This window comes from Rhodococcus sp. GXMU-t2271, assembly GCF_041414735.1.
Taxonomy (GTDB): Bacteria; Actinomycetota; Actinomycetes; order Mycobacteriales; family Mycobacteriaceae; genus Rhodococcus; species Rhodococcus indonesiensis.
In genome coordinates this window covers 133,459-152,971 of the sequence record NZ_JAUIZP010000009.1, presented here as the reverse complement: position 1 = coordinate 152,971, position 19,513 = coordinate 133,459, and the positions used below count along the sequence as shown (strand labels likewise).

General features: G+C 71.5%; 22 protein-coding genes. 7 read left to right on the top strand and 15 right to left on the bottom strand.

Annotation, left to right across the window (positions count from 1 at the left end; all coding sequences use genetic code 11):
• The first annotated feature begins 70 nt into the window (after positions 1–70).
• A complete protein-coding gene (locus tag QYS60_RS04915; RefSeq protein WP_371382562.1) occupies positions 71–565 on the top strand; it encodes a MarR family winged helix-turn-helix transcriptional regulator in 495 nt (164 codons plus the stop codon).
• A 34-nt stretch (positions 566–599) separates the two neighbouring features.
• On the opposite strand, the gene pepN is transcribed toward QYS60_RS04915, so the two are convergent.
• The 13 genes from pepN to hisD all read right to left on the bottom strand — a co-directional run bounded on the left by pepN (position 600) and on the right by hisD (position 11,723).
• Positions 600–3,089, bottom strand: coding sequence for an aminopeptidase N (gene pepN, locus QYS60_RS04910; protein WP_371382561.1), 2,490 nt, complete (start codon positions 3,087–3,089; stop codon positions 600–602).
• A gap of 85 nt (positions 3,090–3,174) precedes the next feature.
• On the bottom strand, positions 3,175–3,354 hold the full coding sequence (locus tag QYS60_RS04905) for a tautomerase family protein (protein WP_003935800.1): 180 nt from the start codon (positions 3,352–3,354) through the stop codon (positions 3,175–3,177).
• Positions 3,355–3,503: 149 nt separating this feature from the next.
• Positions 3,504–3,851: a phosphoribosyl-AMP cyclohydrolase gene (hisI, locus tag QYS60_RS04900; protein WP_003935801.1), complete on the bottom strand. Its 348-nt coding sequence runs from the start codon at positions 3,849–3,851 to the stop codon at positions 3,504–3,506.
• Complete coding sequence (gene hisF, locus QYS60_RS04895) at positions 3,848–4,621, bottom strand: imidazole glycerol phosphate synthase subunit HisF (protein WP_054375298.1); 774 nt, start codon at positions 4,619–4,621, stop codon at positions 3,848–3,850. Before hisF ends, hisI begins: the two co-directional genes overlap by 4 nt.
• Complete coding sequence (locus QYS60_RS04890) at positions 4,618–5,445, bottom strand: inositol monophosphatase family protein (RefSeq protein WP_003935803.1); 828 nt, start codon at positions 5,443–5,445, stop codon at positions 4,618–4,620. Before QYS60_RS04890 ends, hisF begins: the two co-directional genes overlap by 4 nt.
• 4 nt (positions 5,446–5,449) lie before the next feature.
• Positions 5,450–6,184: a bifunctional 1-(5-phosphoribosyl)-5-((5-phosphoribosylamino)methylideneamino)imidazole-4-carboxamide isomerase/phosphoribosylanthranilate isomerase PriA gene (gene priA, locus QYS60_RS04885; protein WP_003935804.1), complete on the bottom strand. Its 735-nt coding sequence runs from the start codon at positions 6,182–6,184 to the stop codon at positions 5,450–5,452.
• Between the two features lie 50 nt (positions 6,185–6,234).
• Positions 6,235–6,675 (bottom strand): hypothetical protein, encoded by a 441-nt coding sequence (locus tag QYS60_RS04880; protein ID WP_371382560.1) that lies wholly within the window; start codon positions 6,673–6,675, stop codon positions 6,235–6,237.
• Complete coding sequence (hisH, locus tag QYS60_RS04875) at positions 6,672–7,307, bottom strand: imidazole glycerol phosphate synthase subunit HisH (protein WP_371382559.1); 636 nt, start codon at positions 7,305–7,307, stop codon at positions 6,672–6,674. The genes QYS60_RS04880 and hisH overlap by 4 nt, the downstream gene beginning before the upstream one ends.
• 10 nt (positions 7,308–7,317) lie before the next feature.
• Positions 7,318–8,457: an MFS transporter gene (locus tag QYS60_RS04870; protein ID WP_289378308.1), complete on the bottom strand. Its 1,140-nt coding sequence runs from the start codon at positions 8,455–8,457 to the stop codon at positions 7,318–7,320.
• Between the two features lie 29 nt (positions 8,458–8,486).
• The gene (locus QYS60_RS04865; protein ID WP_193788849.1) at positions 8,487–8,642 is read right to left on the bottom strand and encodes a hypothetical protein; all 156 of its coding nucleotides are present in this window, start codon (positions 8,640–8,642) and stop codon (positions 8,487–8,489) included.
• Positions 8,642–9,274, bottom strand: coding sequence for an imidazoleglycerol-phosphate dehydratase HisB (gene hisB, locus QYS60_RS04860; protein ID WP_010595263.1), 633 nt, complete (start codon positions 9,272–9,274; stop codon positions 8,642–8,644). Before hisB ends, QYS60_RS04865 begins: the two co-directional genes overlap by 1 nt.
• On the bottom strand, positions 9,271–10,395 hold the full coding sequence (locus QYS60_RS04855) for a histidinol-phosphate transaminase (RefSeq protein ID WP_003935809.1): 1,125 nt from the start codon (positions 10,393–10,395) through the stop codon (positions 9,271–9,273). Before QYS60_RS04855 ends, hisB begins: the two co-directional genes overlap by 4 nt.
• A complete protein-coding gene (gene hisD, locus QYS60_RS04850; protein WP_054374933.1) occupies positions 10,392–11,723 on the bottom strand; it encodes a histidinol dehydrogenase in 1,332 nt (443 codons plus the stop codon). Before hisD ends, QYS60_RS04855 begins: the two co-directional genes overlap by 4 nt.
• A 130-nt stretch (positions 11,724–11,853) precedes the next feature.
• On the opposite strand from hisD, the gene QYS60_RS04845 reads away from it, so the two are divergent.
• The 6 genes from QYS60_RS04845 to QYS60_RS04820 all read left to right on the top strand — a co-directional run bounded on the left by QYS60_RS04845 (position 11,854) and on the right by QYS60_RS04820 (position 17,753).
• Positions 11,854–12,237 carry a helix-turn-helix domain-containing protein gene (locus tag QYS60_RS04845; RefSeq protein WP_054374932.1) on the top strand — a complete coding sequence of 128 codons (384 nt, stop codon included), beginning with the start codon at positions 11,854–11,856 and terminating at the stop codon, positions 12,235–12,237.
• A gap of 177 nt (positions 12,238–12,414) precedes the next feature.
• Positions 12,415–14,103: an alpha/beta hydrolase gene (locus tag QYS60_RS04840; RefSeq protein WP_003935812.1), complete on the top strand. Its 1,689-nt coding sequence runs from the start codon at positions 12,415–12,417 to the stop codon at positions 14,101–14,103.
• Between the two features lie 83 nt (positions 14,104–14,186).
• Positions 14,187–14,603 carry a hypothetical protein gene (locus QYS60_RS04835; RefSeq protein WP_003935813.1) on the top strand — a complete coding sequence of 139 codons (417 nt, stop codon included), beginning with the start codon at positions 14,187–14,189 and terminating at the stop codon, positions 14,601–14,603.
• 77 nt (positions 14,604–14,680) lie between these two features.
• On the top strand, positions 14,681–15,805 hold the full coding sequence (locus QYS60_RS04830) for an alpha/beta fold hydrolase (RefSeq protein WP_003935814.1): 1,125 nt from the start codon (positions 14,681–14,683) through the stop codon (positions 15,803–15,805).
• A gap of 50 nt (positions 15,806–15,855) precedes the next feature.
• The gene (locus QYS60_RS04825; protein ID WP_371382558.1) at positions 15,856–17,088 is read left to right on the top strand and encodes a family 1 glycosylhydrolase; all 1,233 of its coding nucleotides are present in this window, start codon (positions 15,856–15,858) and stop codon (positions 17,086–17,088) included.
• A 29-nt stretch (positions 17,089–17,117) separates the two neighbouring features.
• On the top strand, positions 17,118–17,753 hold the full coding sequence (locus tag QYS60_RS04820; RefSeq protein ID WP_003935816.1) for a LysE family transporter: 636 nt from the start codon (positions 17,118–17,120) through the stop codon (positions 17,751–17,753).
• A 2-nt stretch (positions 17,754–17,755) separates the two neighbouring features.
• Here the strand turns inward: QYS60_RS04820 and QYS60_RS04815 are convergent, their stop codons facing one another.
• Entirely contained in the window at positions 17,756–18,052 is a 297-nt protein-coding gene (locus QYS60_RS04815; RefSeq protein WP_054374929.1) for a DUF2470 domain-containing protein, read from the bottom strand.
• A gap of 10 nt (positions 18,053–18,062) precedes the next feature.
• On the bottom strand, positions 18,063–19,472 hold the full coding sequence (locus QYS60_RS04810) for a wax ester/triacylglycerol synthase family O-acyltransferase (protein WP_003935818.1): 1,410 nt from the start codon (positions 19,470–19,472) through the stop codon (positions 18,063–18,065).
• Between the last annotated feature and the right edge of the window lie 41 nt (positions 19,473–19,513).

Sequence of the window (19,513 nt, the reverse complement as noted above, 5' to 3'; positions counted from 1 at the left end):
CCGACGGGACGCCGTCCTCTCGCACCGGCCGTCCCGATAATGTGGACGATCGAGAAAGGACGGTGCACCCGTGGGCTCCGCACAGATCGACGACACCGAGTGGCTGACCGCATCCCAGCAGCGGGCCTGGCGGAAACTGGTGGCACTGATCACCCGATTGCCGGCCGCGCTCGACACGCAGCTGCAGCGGGACTCGGCGCTCACCCATTTCGACTACTCGGTCCTCGCGGAGCTGTCCGAGGCACCCGGCCGGCAACTGCGCCTGTCCGAGCTGGCGCAGCTGTCGAACGCGTCGCTCTCGCGGCTGTCCCACGTGGTGACCAAGCTGGAACATGCCGGATGGGTGCGCCGGCAGAGCGTGCCCGGCACGCGCGGCTCGTTCGCGGTGCTCACCGACGCCGGCATGACCAAGCTCGTCGAGGCGGCGCCCGGTCACGTCGCAACCGTTCAGGCCCTGGTGTTCCAGGGGCTGGACGACGAACAGGTAGCCGCGCTCACCGAGCTCGGCACCGCACTGCTCGGGCAACTCGACCGGGGCATCGCCGCCGGGACCGGCAAGGCCTGACTCCGTCGACCGCCCGGTCCGGCGGAGCCGCCGCTCAGCGGAGCGCCTGGGCCCGCAGGTCACGGGCGAGGTGGTCGCGCTGCTCGATCACCAGGCGCCGCAAGGCCGCCGGGGCGTCGGCGTGCGCCTCGAGCCACCGGTCGCTCGGCTCGAGGGTGTTCCCGGCCGGGAACAGCCCGACGACGATCCGGCGCGCCATCTCGATACTGCGCTCGGACCACACCGTCCGGATCGCGGCGAAGTAGTCGTCGTCGAACGGGGCGATCAGTTCCCGGTGCGCTCCGGCCCGGAACCCGGCGATGGTGGCGTCGAGGTGCTCATTCGACAGCGCCGTGTCGGTGAAGATCGCGGTCCACGCCTGATCTTTGACCGCGGGGAGCGGCCGCGCGGCCAGGGCGCGCAGCCGCGCGGTCCGCCCGGAACCGGTGTCGTCGCGGGCGAGTTCCCCGTCGAGATCGGCGGACTCCGCGTGCCCGGTGGCCGCCAGTGCGCTCCACAGCTGCCAGCGCAGGTCCGGATCCAACCGCAGTGCGTCCGGCGTCTTCCCGGTCCCGTCGAGGATCGCCCGCACCTCGGCGGCACGGGTGTCGTCGACTGCCGCGGCCACGGCGACCGCGCGGGCCCAGGCGAGTTGCTCGTCGGATCCCGGGGCGGTGGTGAACACGGCCGTCCAGGCCGCCTCCAGCCAGCGACGACGCTGCTCGGGCCGGCTCGCTGGCGGCAGGTAGTGCTCGATCGCGTAGGGCGCGTTCGTCAACAGAGCGGTCAGCAGGGCCGGATTCGGTTCGGCCACTGCGAACCTGCGGACCGCGGCCAGATACCGCGCCGCGGTCAGTTCGCCGTCCCGGGTGGCGTTCCACAGTGCCGACCAGATCGATCCCCGCGCCAGCGGGTCGACGACACGGTCGAGCGAATGCTCCACCGTCTCGAGGGAGCGTGGGTCGAGACGGACCTTGGCGTAGGTCAGGTCGGCATCGTCGAGCAGGATCAGCGGTGCGGGCGCGGACTCGAACAACGTGCGCTCGGCCTCGAGATCGACCTCGACGCGCCGCCGGCAGACCAGGTCCCCGTGCTCGTCGAAGTCGTAGTGACCCACGGCCAGCCGGTGGGGCCGCGCCGGCCGCTGGACGATCGCGGACCTCCCCTCCCCCGAGTCCTCGAGCGTCAGGGTCGACACGCCGCTGGTCTGCAGCCAGGCGCGCGCCCACTCCGACAGGTCTCGCCCCGACGTCGCCGACAACTCGGTGAGCAGATCCGCGAGGGTGGTGTTCCCGAAGGCGTGCCTGCGGAAGTAGCGCCGCGCGCCCTCGAAGAAGGCGTCCCGCCCCACGAAGGCGACGAGCTGCTTGAGGACGCTCGCCCCCTTCGCATACGTGATGCCGTCGAAGTTGAGTTTGGCGGCCTCGAGGTCGACGATGTCGGCGACGATCGGGTGGGTCGTGGGCAACTGGTCCTGCAGATAGGCCCATGCCTTGCGCCGGTTCGCGAAGGCGACCCACGCGTCGGTGAACTCGGTGGCCTCGGCACTGACCAGCGCGCCCATGTAGTCCGCGAAGGACTCCTTGAGCCACAGGTCGTCCCACCACGTCATGGTGACGAGGTCGCCGAACCACATGTGCGCCATCTCGTGCAGGATCGTGTTCGCGCGGGCCTGGTACTGCGCGGCGGTGGCGGCGCCGCGGAACACGTACGCCTCGGTGAAGGTCACGCACCCCGGGTTCTCCATCGCACCGAGGTTGTACTCCGGCACGAACACCTGGTCGTACTTGCCGAACGGGTAGGGGTAGCCGAAATGCTCGGCGTAGAAGTCCATCCCCTGCCGCGTCACGGCGAAGACCGCGTCTGCGTCGAGGTACTGCGCCAGTGAGGCGCGGCACGACACGGCCAGGGGAACGGTGAGTTCGTCGCGGCTCCATGAGGATTCGGCGCGGTGGTACGGGCCCGCCACGACCGCGGTGATGTAGGTGGAGATCGGCAGTGTCGGCGCGAACTTCACCGTCTGTGCGTCACCGAGCGATTCGCGTTCGGCGACATGTCGATTGGACAGCACCTGCCAGCCCGCCGGGGCGGACACGACGAAGGTGAACGGCGCCTTCATGTCCGGCTGTTCGAAGCACGCGAACACTCGTCGCGCGTCCGCGGGTTCGTACTGCGTGTACAGGTAGGTCTGTCCGTCGGCGGGATCGACGTACCGATGCAGACCCTCGCCGGACCTGCTGTAGTCCGCGGTGGCGACGACGGTGACGACGTTGTGGGCGCGCAGACCGCTCAGCCCGATGCGCGCGCCGTCGTACCGGACGGGCACCGCCGCATCGTTGAGCGCGACCGACTCCACCCGGGGGCCGAGGAAGTCGAGCCACGTCGCGTCCGTGGTGGCGGTGAACTCGACCGTCGTCGTGGTCGCGAAGCAGGGGTTCCCGGCGTCCGGGGCGCCACGCAGGTCGAGGTCGACGTGGTAGCTGCGGACCGATACGGCCCGGGAACGCTCGGCGGTTTCGGCACGGGTCAGGTTCGCGGACGGCATACGCCGATCCTGCCAGGATCCGCTGAGCGGGACCGTCGGCCGGCGGCACCCGCTGCGGGGCGGGCCGCTCGGGGAGCGGCGCGCCTCACCCGAGCGGGACCCCCCCGACGCCCCACTGCTCCCGCGGCACCTCGGTGATGGTCACCCACACCGACTTCGCGTCCTTGCCGGTCGCCTCCGCGTAGGCCCTGGTCACCGCCTCGATGGTGGCGCGCTTCTGCTCGACGGTGAGACCGGGGGTCTGGCTGATCTGGATGAGGGGCATGGGTGAGATTGTGCCGCACCGCCCACGGAGCCGGACGTCGAGGCGTAACGAAACAATCCGGTCGGTCGAATCCCCTTCGGTCGCTCCGCGGCCGGTGTGCCATTTGGGCTGACCCAGCCACCCAAACGACACACCGACGCCGGAGGCGCCTATTCGGCGGCGAGCAGGACGTCCGCGTCGAAGCACGTGTGGGTGCCGGTGTGGCACGCGGCCCCGACCTGGTCGACGACGAGCAACACCGTGTCGCCGTCACAGTCGAGGCGCACCTCGTGCACGTGCTGGGTGTGGCCGGAGGTCTCGCCCTTGACCCAGTACTGTCCGCGCGAACGCGAGAAGTAGGTCGCGGTGCGGGTCTCGAGGGTCCGGGCGAGGGCCTCGTCGTCCATCCATGCCATCATCAGCACGTCGCCGGTGGCGCGTTCCTGCGCGACGGCGGCGAACAGCCCCGCCTCGTTGCGCTTGAGCCGCGCCGCAATCGCCGGATCCAGACTGCTCATCGGACCTCGATCCCTTCTGCGCGCATCGCCGCCTTCACCTGCGCGATGGTGAGCTCCCCGAAATGGAACACGCTGGCCGCGAGCACCGCGTCGGCGCCGGCGTGCACGGCCGGCGCGAAGTGCTCCACCGCTCCGGCGCCGCCGCTGGCGATCACCGGTACGTGGACCGCGGCGCGCACCGCCTGGATCATCGGCAGGTCGAAACCGGACTTGGTGCCGTCGGCGTCCATCGAGTTCAGCAGGATCTCCCCCACCCCGAGTTCCGCGCCGCGGCGGGCCCATTCGACGGCGTCGATGCCGGTACCCCGACGACCGCCGTGCGTGGTGACCTCCCATCCCGACGGGGTGTCGTCCTCACCGTCGGGCACGGTGCGGGCGTCGACGGACAGCACGATGCACTGCGATCCGAACCGCTCGGACATCTCGCGCAGCACCTCGGGGCGGGCGATGGCCGCGGTGTTGATGCTGACCTTGTCCGCGCCGGCACGCAGCAGCCGATCCACGTCCTCGACGGTGCGCACCCCGCCCCCCACCGTCAACGGGATGAACACCTGCTCGGCCGTGCGGCTGACCACGTCGAGCATGGTGCCGCGGTCGCCGCTGGACGCGGTGACGTCGAGGAAGGTCAACTCGTCCGCGCCCTGCAGGTCGTACGCGGCGGCGAGTTCGACGGGATCACCGGCGTCGCGCAGGTTCTCGAAGTTCACCCCCTTGACGACGCGGCCGGCGTCGACGTCCAGACACGGGATCACCCGCACTGCCAGGGTCATGTAATTCGGTCCTCCTCGGGGACGGGACCGGTGAGCGATCCCACGATGTCGAGTATCTCCTCGTGCACACCCGGCGCTCCGGCGACCACCGAACCGGAGCCGATGCGCCAGGGCTCGCCGGCGAAGTCGGTGGCGCGCCCACCGGCTGCCCGCACCAGAGCGACGCCGGCGGCGTTGTCCCACGGGTGGTGCCCGAAGACGACGGCCGCGCCGAGCACCCCGGCCGCCGTGTAGGCCAGGTCCACTCCGGTCGATCCGTGCATGCGCAGGCGCGAGACCCGGCGGCTCAGCTCGGTGATGACGTCGAGGCGGCGCCGGCCCGGGATGCGCCCGCGGCTGTCGATGTCGAAACTGCCGACACCGACCATCACCTCCGCGAGCGTCGCGCGCTGCAGCGGCGGCTGGGGACGGCCGTTGCGCAGCAGCGGTCCACCGACGGCGGCCGCGAACCGGTCGCCGACGAACGGCAACCAGGTCAGCCCGAGGACCGGGTCGCCGTCCCGGACGAGCGCGAGCAGGATTCCCGCGGTGGGAAGCCCGGCCGAGTAGTTGACGGTGCCGTCGATCGGGTCGAGCAGCCACACCGTGCCCGAATCGGCTTCGGGGCCGCCGAACTCCTCGCCGTGCACGGAGATGCCGGTGCGCCGTTCGAGTTCGGAGGAGATGCTCCGTTCCAGCTCGAGGTCGAGATCGGTGGCGAAGTCGTTGGGGCCCTTGTCCACCGAGCGCGGCGCCCCGCGACCGGCGACGAACCGTTCCGACGCCACGTCGAGCACCTCGCCGGCGACGGCGAGCAGGCTGGACAGGTCGGCGGGCACGGTCATCGGATCAGCGCGAGACCGCGTCGAGTGCCTCGGTGAGCGTGAACCGGCCGGCGTACAGCGCCTTGCCCACGATGGCGCCCTCGACGCCCCGGTCGACGAGACCGGCGATCGCCCGCAGGTCGTCGAGGGCGGACACGCCGCCGGAGGCGACGACGGGAGCGTCGGTGGCGGCGCAGACCTGGGCGAGCAGGTCGAGGTTGGGGCCGGTGAGCGTGCCGTCCTTGGTGACGTCGGTGACGACGTACCGGCTGCAACCGTCGCGGTCGAGCCGGGCGAGGACCTCCCACAGGTCGCCACCGTCGGAGACCCAGCCCCGGCCCCGCAGGCGCCACTGTCCGTCGATGAGCTTGACATCGAGTCCGACGGCGATGCGGTCGCCGTACTCGGCGATGGCGCGGGCGCACCAGTCGGGATCCTCGATGGCGGCGGTCCCGAGGTTGACACGAGCGCACCCGGTGGCGAGCGCCGCTTCGAGGGATTCGTCGTCGCGGATACCGCCGGACAGTTCCACCTTCACGTCGAGCTCGCCGACGACGTCGGCGAGGAGCTCGCGGTTGGAGCCGCGCCCGAAGGCGGCGTCGAGATCGACGAGGTGCACCCATTCGGCGCCGGCGTTCTGCCACTCGAGGGCGGCATCGCGGGGAGAGCCGTAGCTGGTCTCGCTGCCCGCCTCTCCCTGGACGAGGCGAACTGCTTCACCGTTGGCGACATCGACTGCAGGCAAAAGGACCAGGCTCACTGCGCCCATGCTAGCGGGTCGCGGCGGCCGCCGAGCACCGGCCCCGACGGTCATTCGTCCCCGTCGCGGCGCGGCCCGGCGTCCCCGTCGCGGCGCGGCCCGGCGTCCCCGTCGCGGCGCGGCGCGGCGTCCCCGTCGCGGTGCGGCGCATCGTGACCGCCGCGGTGCAGCGCATCGTGACCGTCGCGGCGCGGCGCGGCGTCCCCGTCGCGGCGCGACGCATCGTGACCGTCGCGGCGCGGCGCATCGTGACCGCCGCGGCCGAAGGCGCGGCGCGTCGTCCGCGTCGAGACGACGCCCATCGCGGCGATCGCGCCGACCACTCCGGCGAGGGCGACGATCAACGCGACGACGGGCCCCGGTTGCAGCACCACGATCACCGCGGTGGCGAGCAGGAGCACCCCGGTGGCGGCACCCAATGCCGTCAGGGCGAGCCGGCCGAGCGAGAAGTCCGGCCGGGCCGGGTCGTCGCCGCCCGCGCCACGGTTCACAAACTGCCGACCCAGTTGCGCAGCAGCTCGGCTCCGGCGTCACCGGACTTCTCGGGATGGAACTGCGTCGCCGAAAGCGGGCCGTTCTCGACCGCGGCGAGGAACCGCACGCCGTGCTCGGCCCAGGTCAGCGCGGGCGGAGCGATCAGCTCCGAGGGCGGCAGCTCCCACTTCTGCGCGGCATAGGAGTGCACGAAGTAGAACCGGGTGTCGCGGTCCATGCCCGCGAACAGCACGCTGTTGTCGGGGGCGTCGACGGTGTTCCAGCCCATGTGCGGCAGCACCGGCGCATCGAGACGTTCGACGGTGCCCGGCCATTCGCCGCAACCGTCGGTCTCGACGCCGAATTCCACACCCTTGTCGAAGAGGATCTGCATGCCGACGCAGATGCCGAGCACAGGGCGGCCGCCGGCGAGTCGCTGGCCGATGATCCGGTCCCCGCGCACCGCCTTCAGCCCCGCCATGCACGCCGCGAACGCACCGACACCGGGCACGACGAGGCCGTCGGCGGCGAGCGCGACCTGCGGGTCGGCGGTCACCTCCACCTGCACGCCGGTGCGCGCCACCGCGCGCGTCGCCGAATGCAGATTGCCGGAGCCGTAGTCGAGGACGGCGACCTTGGTTGTGCTCATGAGTTCGATTCTATGGGGCTGCGCCGCGCCGCTCCGACGGCCCGGCGATCCGGGCGCACAGTGGAAGGAGGGGCACGAGCAGCGCGACGGTGGCGAAGGCGGCGGGATAACCTGCGACGGTGGCGATCCCGCCGAGCAGCAGGGATCCGGCCCCGGTGCCCGCGTCGAAGCCGATGTTCCAGGCGGCGCTCGCGGCGCCGATGTGAGCGGGTCCGGCGCGACGGAACGCCAGCATCAGTGCATCGTTCTGGACGATCCCGAAACCGAGACCGAATGCCACGGCCGCACCGAGCAGCACCGCCGCGCCACCGCGCTCGTCCGCGGCGAGCGCGAACGGCACCATCGCCACGGCGACCAGACCGAGCCCGGCCGGCAGGAGCCGGCCCGCACCGATCCGGTCCGCGACCGCACCGGCGCCGTAGCGGCCGACGAGGGTGGACGCACTGATCAGCGCCAACGCGGCCGCCACGTACCCGGCGGCCGCGGGCACGGCGATCGCCAGCAGCGAGGTGAGGCCACCGTAGGCGACAGCACCGGCGGCGATCGCCACCGCCGGCAGGGCCAGTGCCCCGAGCGGGATGCGGCTGCCGGCCGCGCCGGGCCGGCGCGCGACCACTCGCGGCAGGCGCGCTATCGCGAGGAGCGCGACCGTGGGCACCGCTGCGCCGAGCACGAACACCGGCGCGGTGGTGGCCCGCTCGGCGACGGCCAGGCCCAGCGGCAGACCGACCATCTGCGCCGCGGCGATGGCGATGCCCTGTGCCCCGGTGGCGCGACCGAGCAGCCGGGCGGGGGCGAGTTCGGCCACGAGCGCGGCGCTGGCCACGGTAATCATGCCGAAGCCGATGCCCCGCACCGCGGAGGTCGGCAGCACCACGGCCGGATGCAGCGACAGCAGGAGCAGCAGCGACGGCAGCCCGAGGAGCAGGCACCCGGCGGCGAGCACGGTGCGGTAGCCGCGGGCCCGCACCAGGCGCGGCACGGCCGGCTGGGTGAGCACCGTCGCGGCCATGAACACCGCCGTCACCGCACCGGCGAGGGTGCCGCTGCCGCCGGCGTCGGCGACGGCCTGCGGCACCACGGGCAGCAGCAGCGAGAACCCGGCGAACGCGCCCGCCGCCATCGCCCAGGCGGCGGGCAGGCCGGGCACCGCGAGCAGGCCCGGCCGGTTTGAGGAGCTCAGAGCAGCCTCAGCACGCCGGCGATCGCGGCGAGCAGGGTCAGCGCCAGCAGCACCCCGGCGAAGAGGGTGTTCCCGGCCCGCCACATCGACCAGGTGCCACCTGCAGCGAGGCCGGCCACCATGAACAGGCCGTACGTCAGGACGACGTCCACTACAGGGTGCCCTTGGTCGACGGCACGCCACTGACCCGGGGATCCGGTTCGACGGCCTGGCGCAACGCTCGCGCGACAGCCTTGAACTCGGCCTCGGTGATGTGGTGCTGGTCGCGGCCGTAGAGCACGCGGACGTGCAGGGCGATGCGGGCGTGGAAGGCGAGGGATTCGAACACGTGCTTGTTGATCACGGTCGAGTACGGCACGCCGGGGTAACCGCCGATCACCGAGTGGACCATGTAGTCCGGTTCGCCGGTGTGCACGCAGTAGGGACGGCCGGAGACGTCGACCGCCGCGTGCGCGAGGGTCTCGTCCATCGGGATGAAGGCGTCGCCGAAGCGGCGGATGCCGCGCTTGTCCCCGAGCGCCTGGTTCAGGGCCTGGCCGAGGACGATAGCGGTGTCCTCGACGGTGTGGTGCGCCTCGATCTCGATGTCGCCCTGCGCGCGCACGGTCAGGTCGAAGCTGGCGTGCTGACCGAGTGCGGTGAGCATGTGGTCGTAGAACGGGACACCGGTGGCGATGTCCGTGCGGCCGGTGCCGTCGAGGTTCAGCTCGACGACGATGGACGACTCCTTGGTGGTGCGTTCGATCCGCGCGGTGCGCGGGGTGGGGGTGGTCTGCTCGCTCATCGCGCGTCCTCGATCTCGGTGGCGGCGAGCTTTTCGCTCACCCGTAGCAGTTCGTCGTTCTCGTGGGGCAGGCCCACGGTGGTGCGCAGGAACCCGGGGATCCCGACGTCCCGGATCAGCACTCCCTCGTCGAGGTAGTGCTGCCAGGTGGCGGCGGCGTGGGCGAAGCGGCCGAACAGGACGAAATTCGCGTCCGAGGGCACCACGTGGTAGCCGAATCGGGTCAGCTCGGTCACGATGCGGTCGCGTTCGGCGCACAGCCGCGCGACCGAGCCGAGGGTCTCGTCGGCGTGCCGCAGCGCGGCCCGGGCGGCGGCCTGGGTGAGCACCGACAGGTGGTAGGGCAACCGCACGAGCAGCAGGGCTTCGACCACGGCGGGCGCCGCGGCGAGGTATCCGAGCCGGCCGCCGGCGAACGCGAACGCCTTGCTCATGGTGCGCGAGACGATCACCTTGGCCGGGAACTCGTCGATCAGTGCGAGCGCGCTGGGGGCGGCGGAGAACTCGGCGTAGGCCTCGTCGACGATCACGATGCCGGGCGCGGCCGCGCAGATCGCCCGCAGCTCGTCCAGCGGGATGCTGTGCCCGGTCGGGTTGTTGGGGCTGGTGACGAAGACCACGTCGGGGCGCTGCACGCGGATGGCGGCGACCGACGAGTCGACGTCGAGGGTGAAGTCCTCGCCCCGGTACGTGGGCAGCCACTCGGTCTGGGTGCCGTCGGCGATGATCGGGTGCATCGAGTAGGACGGCACGAACCCCATCGCGGACCGTCCCGGCCCGCCGAAGGCCTGCAGGATCTGCTGCAGGATCTCGTTGGAGCCGTTGGCGGCCCAGACGTTCTCGACGCTCACGGCGACACCGGTCTGCCGCGTGAGGTAGTCGGCCAGGTCGGTGCGCAGCGCGACGGCGTCACGGTCGGGGTAGCGGTGCAGCTGCGCGGCAGCCGCGCGCACCGACTCGGCGACGTCGTCGATCAGTGCCTGCGTCGGGGGGTGCGGGTTCTCGTTGGTGTTCAGCTGCACCGGCACCGTCAGCTGCGGCGCACCGTAGGCGGACTTGCCGCGCAGGTTCTCCCGCAGCGGCAGGTCGTCGACGGTGATCCCGGCTCCCGGCGCGCTCACTGCAGGTCCTCGAAGCGCAGCCGGACCGCCTCGCCGTGGGCGGGCAGGTCCTCCGCGGTGGCGAGAGTGATCACGTGTCCCGCGACGTCCTCGAGCGCCTCCCGGGTGTACTCGACGACGTGGATGCCCCGCAGGAACGTCTGCACGCTCAGACCGGACTGGTGCCGGGCGCAGCCGGCGGTGGGCAGCACGTGGTTCGAACCCGCGCAGTAGTCGCCGAGGCTGACCGGCGCCCAGGGGCCGACGAAGATCGCGCCCGCGGCCCGCACCCGCGCCGCGACCGCGGACGCGTTCTCGGTCTGGATCTCGAGGTGCTCGGCGGCGTAGGCGTTCACGACCTGCAGGCCCTGGTCGAGGTCGTCGACGAGGACGATCCCGGACTGGCTGCCCGACAACGCGGTCCGTACTCGTTCGCGGTGCTTGGTGCGCTCGAGCTGGGCGTCGACGGCGGCGTCGACGGCGTCGGCGAGCTCGGCGCTGGTGGTGACGAGCACCGAGGCCGCCATGACGTCGTGCTCGGCCTGGCTGATCATGTCGGCGGCGACGTGCACCGGATCGGCAGTGTGGTCGGCCAGGATGGCGATCTCGGTGGGGCCGGCTTCGGCGTCGATGCCGACGACGGCGCGGCACAGGCGCTTGGCGGCGGTGACGTAGATGTTGCCCGGGCCGGTGATCATGTCGACCGGGGCCAGTTCGGCGTCCCCGTCCTGGGTCGCGTCGGTTCCGCCGTAGCTGAGCAGCGCCACGGCCTGGGCCCCGCCGACGGCCCACACCTCGTCGACGCCGAGGAGGGCGGCAGCGGCGAGGATGGTCGGGTGCGGCAGGCCCCCGAAGTTCGCCTGCGGCGGGGAGGCGACGACGAGCGACTGGACACCGGCCGCCTGGGCGGGCACGACGTTCATCACGACCGACGAGGGGTAGACGGCGTTGCCTCCCGGCACGTACAGCCCCACCCGCTCGACCGGCACCCAGCGTTCGGTGACGGTGCCGCCGGGCACGACCTCGGTGACGGTGTCGGTGCGACGCTGGTCCTGGTGCACCGTGCGGGTCCGTTCGATCGCCACGACCAGCGCCGAACGCACGGCGGGATCGAGTTCGTCGAGCGCCCGGTCGAGTTCGGCCTTCGGAACCCGCACGCGGTCGGGGCGCACCCCGTCGAACTTCTCGCTGTAATCGAGGGCCGCGACGGCGCCTCGGTCGCGCACGTCCTCGACCACGGGCCGCACCTGATGCAGCACCGCGTCCACATCCACTCCGCCGCGGGGCAGCGCGCCCCTCAGCTCCGCAGTGGTGGGGGTTCGACCGCGCAGGTCGGTGCGGGCAAGCATGAGGTGTCCTCTCTCGCGAACGGGGGTCCGTTCCATTATCCGTGATGGCGGCGATCACCCTCGACGGCACTCCCCGAACGCGCCGTCGGCGCGCCCCCGGGGCGAGGGCGGCCGGACCTATGCTGACCCCATGGAGGACGATGCGTCGCATCCCCCGACGTTGGGGGAGCTGATCCGGCGGCAGCGCGAGCTCGCCGAGTTGCCCATGCGGCAGCTCGCCGCGATGGTGGGGATCTCGAACCCTTACCTGTCGCAGATCGAACGGAACCTGCGCGCACCGAGCGAGCGCGTGCTGCAGGCGATCGCCGAGCAGCTGCATCTGTCGGCCGATGCGTTGACGGCCGAGGTGGGACGGCCGGATCCGGGCGAGTCGGCGGTGGTGCGCGCGATCCGGGAGGATCCGGATCTGACGAATGCGCAGCGGCGGTCGCTGGTGGAGATGTACGAGGCGTTCCGGGAGGTGACGGTGGGCAAACGTCGACGTGGCGCGCGCCTCGACGAGGACACCGAGTGAGCAAGTTCACACCACACCGGTCAATGTGAGCCTTCCTCATGTTTCGGCTGGTGAGGGGGCTCGCCCAGGATCGCACCCGGGACGTGCAGCTCGCATGTACCTCGCGGTAAGGTGCGCGGCTCGGCACGCGGTGTCACCCTCGGGGCACACCCCTTCTTCCCCATCTGGAGATGTCCCTTGCTCGACCACGTGCACAAGAAGTTGAAGTCGACCCTGGACCCGATCGGCTGGGGTCCCGCAGTGACGTCGGTGGCCGGACGCGCGGTCCGCAACCCCCAGGCCGTCACCGCCGCGACGGCGGAGTACGCAGGCAGGCTGGCGAAGATCCCCGCCGCAGCCACCCGCGTGTTCAACGCGAGCGATCCCGACGCACCGATGCCGGTCGACCCGCGGGACCGCCGCTTCTCGGACACCGCATGGCAGGAGAACCCCGCGTACTTCTCGCTCCTGCAGAGCTACCTGGCCACGCGGGCCTACGTCGAGGAACTCACCGAGGCCGGCGCGGGCGATCCGCTGCAGGACGGCAAGGCACGTCAGTTCGCGAACCTGATGTTCGACGCGTTGGCACCGTCGAACTTCCTGTGGAATCCCGGTGTCGTCACCCGCGCCTTCGAGACCGGCGGGGCGAGCCTGCTGCGCGGCGCCCGCTACGCCGTGCACGACGTGCTCAACCGGGGTGGCCTGCCACTGAAGGTGGACTCGGACGCGTTCGCGGTCGGCGAGAACCTCGCGGCCACTCCCGGCAAGGTGGTCTTCCGCAACAACCTGATCGAGCTGATCCAGTACACGCCGCAGACCGAGCAGGTGCACGCGGTGCCGATCCTGGCCGCGCCGCCGTGGATCAACAAGTACTACATCCTCGACCTCGCCCCCGGCCGGAGCCTCGCCGAGTGGGCGGTCCAGCACGGCCGCACCGTGTTCATGATCTCGTACCGCAACCCGGACGAGTCGATGCGCAACATCACGATGGACGACTACTACGTCGACGGCATCGCCGCGGCGCTGGACGTGGTCGAGGAGATCACCGGGTCCCCGAAGATCGAGGTGCTGTCCATCTGCCTCGGCGGGGCGATGGCCGCGATGGCCGCGGCCCGCGCCTTCGCCGTCGGGGACAAGCGCGTGAGCGCCTTCACGATGCTCAACACCCTGCTCGACTACAGCCAGGTCGGGGAACTGGGTCTGCTCACCGACCCGGCGACGCTGGACCTCGTCGAGTTCCGGATGCGGCAGCAGGGCTTCCTGGCCGGCAAGGAGATGGCCGGCAGTTTCGACATGATCCGCGCGAAGGACCTCGTCTTCAACTACTGGGTCTCGCGGTGGATGAAGGGCGAGAAGCCGGCGGCCTTCGACATCCTCGCGTGGAACGAGGACAGCACGAGCATGCCCGCGGAGATGCACTCGCACTACCTCCGGTCGCTCTACGGCCGCAACGAGCTCGCCGAGGGCCTCTACGTGCTCGACGGACAGCCCCTCAATCTGCACGACATCACGTGTGACACCTATGTCGTCGGCGCGATCAACGATCACATCGTGCCGTGGACGTCGTCGTACCAGGCGGTGAACCTGCTCGGCGGCGACGTGCGCTACGTGCTCACCAACGGCGGGCACGTCGCCGGTGCGGTCAACCCCCCGGGCAAGCGGGTGTGGTTCAAGGCCGTCGGCTCACCGGACACCGAGGCCGGCACCCCCCTGCCTGCGGATCCGCAGGTCTGGGACGAGGCCGCCACCCGCTACGAGCACTCGTGGTGGGAGGACTGGACGGCCTGGTCGAACAAGCGCGCGGGCGACCTGGTGGCGCCGCCGGCGATGGGCAGTGCGGCCCATCCCCCGCTCGAGGACGCTCCGGGCACGTACGTCTTCAGCTGAGGACTTGTCCGTTAGCAATCATTTTGCTAACCTGCTAACAGCGTCCTCCGGGCGCTGCCGCACACTCGAACGGAAGGAACGCCATGACCACCGCCAAGACCCCGGTCGACGCCGCCGTCGCCAAGACCACCGCCGACACCGCCAAGGCCAACGAGGCTGCTGCGAAGGCCACTGCGGACGCCACCGCCGCCGCTCAGAAGATCGCCGAGTCGGCCACCGCCGCCGCCAACCAGGCCACCGCCGAGTTCACCAAGGCCCTCGACGACAGCGCCGCCCGCCTGAGCGAGTTCAACGACAAGGTCGTCGACGCCGCCAAGCAGAGCGGCAACCTGACCGTCGACACCTACGAGCGCACCGTGACGAGCCTGCTCGACCTGCAGGAGAAGCTCGCCTCCGCGAGCCCCATCGGCTGGGTCGAGGACCTCACCAAGGCGCAGGTCTCCTTCGCCCGTGAGCTGACCGCCACGGTCACCACCACCGCACGCGATCTCCTCAAGTGATCGATTGTGCGTCTTTTCCGTCGCGATCACGACGGAGGAGCCGTACCACGACGCCGGGCGCCGGTTCAATGAACCCCATGGACGCCCTGCAGACCGCCGCGATCGCCGCCGCCCCGTTCCGTCTCGGGGCGGCGGCGATCGCCGGTTGGAGCACCTACCTGGCCACCCTGGCCCGGCGCGGCGCGCATCCACTCGACGTCGCGACCGACATCGCCGACTGGTGGCGGGCGCTCACCGACCGCGAACCGCCGCACTGGGCGCATCCGTGGCCCGTCGCCCACACCTGGCCGCTCGCCCGGCTGCGTGACTGCAGCGACCCCGACGCCCGCGACCCGGAGGCCGTGCCGACCCTGCTGCTGCCGCCGCAGTCCGGGTCGCACTCGTGCATCGTCGATCTCTCCCCCGACCGCAGTCAGGTCTCCGCGCTGCGCGCCGGCGGGCTGACACGGCTGTACTGCCTGGACTGGGCCCCCGCCGGCCCGGCCACCGACAGCGCCGCCCTCGACGACCATCTCGCCGTCCTGGCCGAGGCTGTCGACCTGCTCGGCGGACGGGTCAACCTCATCGGCGGCAGCCAGGGCGGCTGGCTCGCGGCGATGCACACCGCACTGCACCCGCAGACCGTGCACAGCCTCACCGTCGCGGGGGCGCCGATCGACTTCCACGCCGACCGTCCCGCTGCCGTCGCCTTCGACCACCTGCCCCGCGCGGTTTCCGCGTCCGTGCTGAACCTGTGGTACGACACCGGCCGGCTGTTCGGGGTGCTGCCCACCGACCCGGTGAGCGAGGTCGAACGCAGCCTCGAACTGCTGGGTCTGCTCGACGACCCCGAGACCCTCGCACAGGCGATCGAGGAACGCCGGTGGTTCCTCTGGCGCCAGGAGATCCCTGCGGCGTTCCGGACGTGGATCCTCGAGCACCTGTTCATCGGCAACGACCTCGTCGCCGGTGCCGTCACCACCGCTGCCGGCCCAGTGGACCTGACCGCCGTCGAGTGCCCTGTGCGCATCGTCCTCGGTCGACACGACCTCGTGGTGCCGCCGGGACAGGTCCTCGCCCTCGCCGACCATGTGAGCACCCCCGCGGGTGACATCACGGTGCACGACGTCGATGCCGGCCACCTCGGGCTGTTCGTCGGCCGGCGCGCCCTCGCCGACCTGTGGCCACGGCTCGCTGCCGAGATCGCCGCGCACTCCCGATGAGGCTCTCCGCCATCGCAGTCCGGGCGAGCGCGGCGGCATCGAGGGCTGCGGTGGCGACAGCACTGACCGTCGTCGTCGCAGCCTCCGCCGCGGTGGGGTCGGCGGCGCCCGCCTCCGCCGCGGTGGGGTCGGCGGCGCCCGCCTCCGCCGCGGCAGACGGGTTCCTGTGGGGCGTGTCGAGTTCCGGATTCCAGTCCGAAGGCTCACCGCCGGACAGCAACTGGACCCGGTACGCGGCGGCGGGCCGCACCCGCGAACCTGTCGGCACCTCGGTGGATTTTCGGCACCGCTACCGCGAGGACATCGCCGCGGCCGCGGACCTCGGGGTGGACGTGTTCCGGTTCTCGGTCGAATGGTCCCGCATCCAACCCACCCCGGCCGGCTGGGACGAGACCGAACTGCGCTACTACGACGACGTGGTCGCGGCAGTGCGCGGGCACGGCATGATCCCGATGATCACCCTGGACCACTGGGTGTATCCCGGGTGGATCGCCGACCGCGGCGGCTGGCGCGATCCCGCCACCATCGAGGCGTGGCTTGCCAACGCCGAGCGGGTCGTCGCCCGGTACGCCGGGCAGGGGGTGCTGTGGGTGACGATCAACGAACCGGCAATCTACGTCCAGAAGGAGCTCGCCTTCGGCGGGATCGACGCCGGCGACATCCCCCGCATGTTCGACGCCCTGGTCGTCGCGCACCGCGCCATCTACCGCCGGATCCACACACTGGATCCGGGTGCGCGCGTGACGTCGAACACCGCGTACATCCCCGGCGTGCAGACCGGACTCGACACCCTGTTCGTCGACCGGGTCCGCGACACCCTCGACTTCCTCGGCCTGGACTACTACTACGGCGCCACCCCGGAAAATCCGAGCGCGATCCACGCGCTCACCGACGACTTCGCCTCGATCGTTCCGCACCCCGAGGGGATGTACGAGGCGCTGATGCACTACACCCACCGCTACCCCGGGCTGCCGCTCTACGTGGTGGAGAACGGAATGCCCACCGCCGACGGGGCGCCCCGCGCCGACGGCTGGACCCGGGCCCGACACCTGCACGAGCACGTCGACCGGGTGCGCCGAGCCGCGGCCGACGGCGCCCCCGTCTTCGGATACAACTACTGGTCGCTCACCGACAACTACGAGTGGGGAAGCTACACACCACGTTTCGGCCTCTACACCGTGGACGTGCGCACGGATCCGACTCTGACGCGCCGTCCGACCGACGGAGTCGCCGCCTACCGGGCCGTCACCGGCGAACCGTGGCCGGTGCCGGTGCCGAGATGACCGGTCCGGCCCGATCGTAGAATCGCACGATGACCTGGCAGACGTGGGTGGCCCTGCTCGGCGCCTCCTGGGTGATCAGCCTCTCCCCCGGCGCCGGCGCGATCGCATCGATGTCGTCGGGACTCGCCCACGGGCTGCGGCGCGGCTGGTGGAACATCGTCGGGCTGCAACTCGGCCTGCTGCTGCAGATCGCGGTGGTCGCCGCCGGCGTCGGCGCGATCCTCGCCGGATCCGCTGCCGCCTTCACGGTGATCAAGTGGTTCGGCGTCGCCTATCTCGTCTATCTGGGGGTGCGCCAGTGGCGCACGCGGCCCACCGAGGTCGCACCCGATGCGGCGCCGGGCCTCGGCTCGGTGCCGGTCCTGGTGGCACGCGGCTTCCTGATCAACGCGAGCAACCCGAAGGCGGTGGTGTTCATGCTGGCCGTGCTGCCGCAGTTCCTCGATCCCGGGGCTCCGCTGCTGCAGCAGTACCTGATCATCGCGGCGACCATGGTGACCGTCGACATGATCGTCATGACCGGATACACGGGTCTGGCGGCACGGGTGCTGACGCTGCTGCGCTCGCCACACCAGCAGCGGCTCACCGGCCGGGTGTTCGCCGGGCTGTTCTTCACCGCCGCCGCGTTCCTCGCCACCGTGCGCCGCACGGCCGCCGCAGCCTAGCGTCAGTGCTGTCGCGGCGGCACTCCGAGCCGCTCGCACGCGGCGCGGTAGAGGGCGACGACCGCGGTGCGGATCCCCGCCCGGTCGGCGACGGGTTCGAGCCACGGCACCCGCACCGTCGTCTCGGCGCCACCCACCTCGGCGACCCACTCGCCGAACTGGGTGTGCACGCCGGTCATGCGCGCGACGTCGGCTGTGGGTTCGGCGAAAGCACGGACCACCAGCAGGTTGTCGTCGGCGTGGTCGTCGTTCATGTGCCGGGTCACGGCCGCGACGACGGCGGGGTCGAAGGAAGTCACGCCGGCGAGCCTAGCCCGACCGATCGTCACCGGCGGCCGGCACCCCGAAGGTGCGTTCGAGGGCGGCGAGTTCGTCGTCGAGGGACCCGAGGAGGCGATCGAGTCGCGGGACGCTGCGGCTGCACGAGGTCAGACCGAAGGCGATCCGGTCGGCAGTGCTGGTGCAGGTGATGTTCAGGGCTTGCCCGTCGACCGGCACCGACAGCGGGTACAGGGCGTCGACGCGGGCACCGTTCCAGTACAGCGGCCCGGCCGGGCCGGGCACGTTGGAGACGATCACATTGAACGGCGGCCGCACCACGGCCCGGTTGCCGGTGAGCACCCCGACGGCGAGGGGAGCCATGCCCAGGGCGCTCACGGTCAGCAGCGCCGTCTGGGAGCGGCCCCGCAGGGACTGCTTGCCGTCGACCATCGCGTCCCTGACGGCGAGCAGGCGAGCCGCCGAGTCGTCGAGGTGGGTCGCCAACGGGCACATCAGGACGCCGACGTCGTTGCCGCCCTCGGTGGTCTTCTCGCGCCGCAGCGAGACCGGCACCATCGCGACGAGCGGCTCGTCGGGCAGGGCCTCGTGTTCGAGCAGATACGCGCGCAGCGCTCCCGCCGACATCGCGAGAACGACATCGTTGACGGTGGCGCCGGCCGCCTCGGCGACGCGCCGCAGCCGCGCCAGCGACCAGTCGTGTGCGGCGAAGCGACGGCCCCCGGCGATGGAGACGTTGAACATCGTGCGCGGCGCCGCGAGCGACACCGCGCCACCGCGGCCGCGCAGAGCCCGGTCCACGGTCCCCACCACGGCGGGCACCATCCCGACGGCCTCGTCGATCACACCACGCACGGCGCGCACCGTCATGCTCGGCAGGTCGAGCGCGGTCCCGACCGCGGAGTGCACCGGATCGGGGGACGGAAAGTGCGCCCAGGGCGCCGGCATGTCGGTGCGGTCCGGGTCGGCGCTCAGGGCCCGATGCAGCAACCGCATGGCACCGACCCCGTCGGCGAGGGCGTGGTGGATCTTCGTGTAGATCGCGTACCGTCCGTCCGCGAGGCCCTCGATCAGGTGCATCTCCCACAGCGGCCGGCTGCGGTCGAGCAGGGTGCTGTGCAGCCGGGACACCAGCGCGCGCAGTTCGGTGTTCCCGCCGGGCTGCGGCAGGGCGTCGCGCCGGACGTGGTACTCGAGATCGAAGTGCGGGTCGTCCTCCCACGCCCACATCCCGAAGGTGGTGAGCGAGCGCACGGCACGTCGGCGCCACAGGGACGCCACGTCGTCACGGGCGAGGGCGGCGTCGAACAGGGTGCGCAGGGTGCGGGCGTCGCCGTCCGGGGGCGGTTGCAGCAGGATCAGTCCCCCGACATGCATGGGATGTTCACGCGACTCACCGAGCAGGAACATCGAATCGGTCGGTGCCATCGGCAGACGCATGCGAACTCTCTCCGCTCCCCCGCCGGGGAACTCGTTCGTGG

Bases quoted from the DNA above. Each gene is read 5' to 3' on its own strand.
- QYS60_RS04820 (WP_003935816.1), top strand. From the start codon at position 17,118: ATGACCTGGCAGACGTGGGTGGCCCTGCTCGGCGCCTCCTGGGTGATC.
- hisI (WP_003935801.1), bottom strand. From the start codon at position 3,851: ATGAGCAGTCTGGATCCGGCGATTGCGGCGCGGCTCAAGCGCAACGAG.
- hisB (WP_010595263.1), bottom strand. From the start codon at position 9,274: ATGAGCGAGCAGACCACCCCCACCCCGCGCACCGCGCGGATCGAACGC.
- QYS60_RS04830 (WP_003935814.1), top strand. From the start codon at position 14,681: ATGGACGCCCTGCAGACCGCCGCGATCGCCGCCGCCCCGTTCCGTCTC.
- hisH (WP_371382559.1), bottom strand. From the start codon at position 7,307: ATGAGCACAACCAAGGTCGCCGTCCTCGACTACGGCTCCGGCAATCTG.
- QYS60_RS04890 (WP_003935803.1), bottom strand. From the start codon at position 5,445: ATGACCGTGCCCGCCGACCTGTCCAGCCTGCTCGCCGTCGCCGGCGAG.
- QYS60_RS04835 (WP_003935813.1), top strand. From the start codon at position 14,187: ATGACCACCGCCAAGACCCCGGTCGACGCCGCCGTCGCCAAGACCACC.
- hisD (WP_054374933.1), bottom strand. From the start codon at position 11,723: ATGCTTGCCCGCACCGACCTGCGCGGTCGAACCCCCACCACTGCGGAG.
- QYS60_RS04810 (WP_003935818.1), bottom strand. From the start codon at position 19,472: ATGCGTCTGCCGATGGCACCGACCGATTCGATGTTCCTGCTCGGTGAG.
- QYS60_RS04905 (WP_003935800.1), bottom strand. From the start codon at position 3,354: ATGCCCCTCATCCAGATCAGCCAGACCCCCGGTCTCACCGTCGAGCAG.
- pepN (WP_371382561.1), bottom strand. From the start codon at position 3,089: ATGCCGTCCGCGAACCTGACCCGTGCCGAAACCGCCGAGCGTTCCCGG.
- QYS60_RS04845 (WP_054374932.1), top strand. From the start codon at position 11,854: ATGGAGGACGATGCGTCGCATCCCCCGACGTTGGGGGAGCTGATCCGG.
- hisF (WP_054375298.1), bottom strand. From the start codon at position 4,621: ATGACCCTGGCAGTGCGGGTGATCCCGTGTCTGGACGTCGACGCCGGC.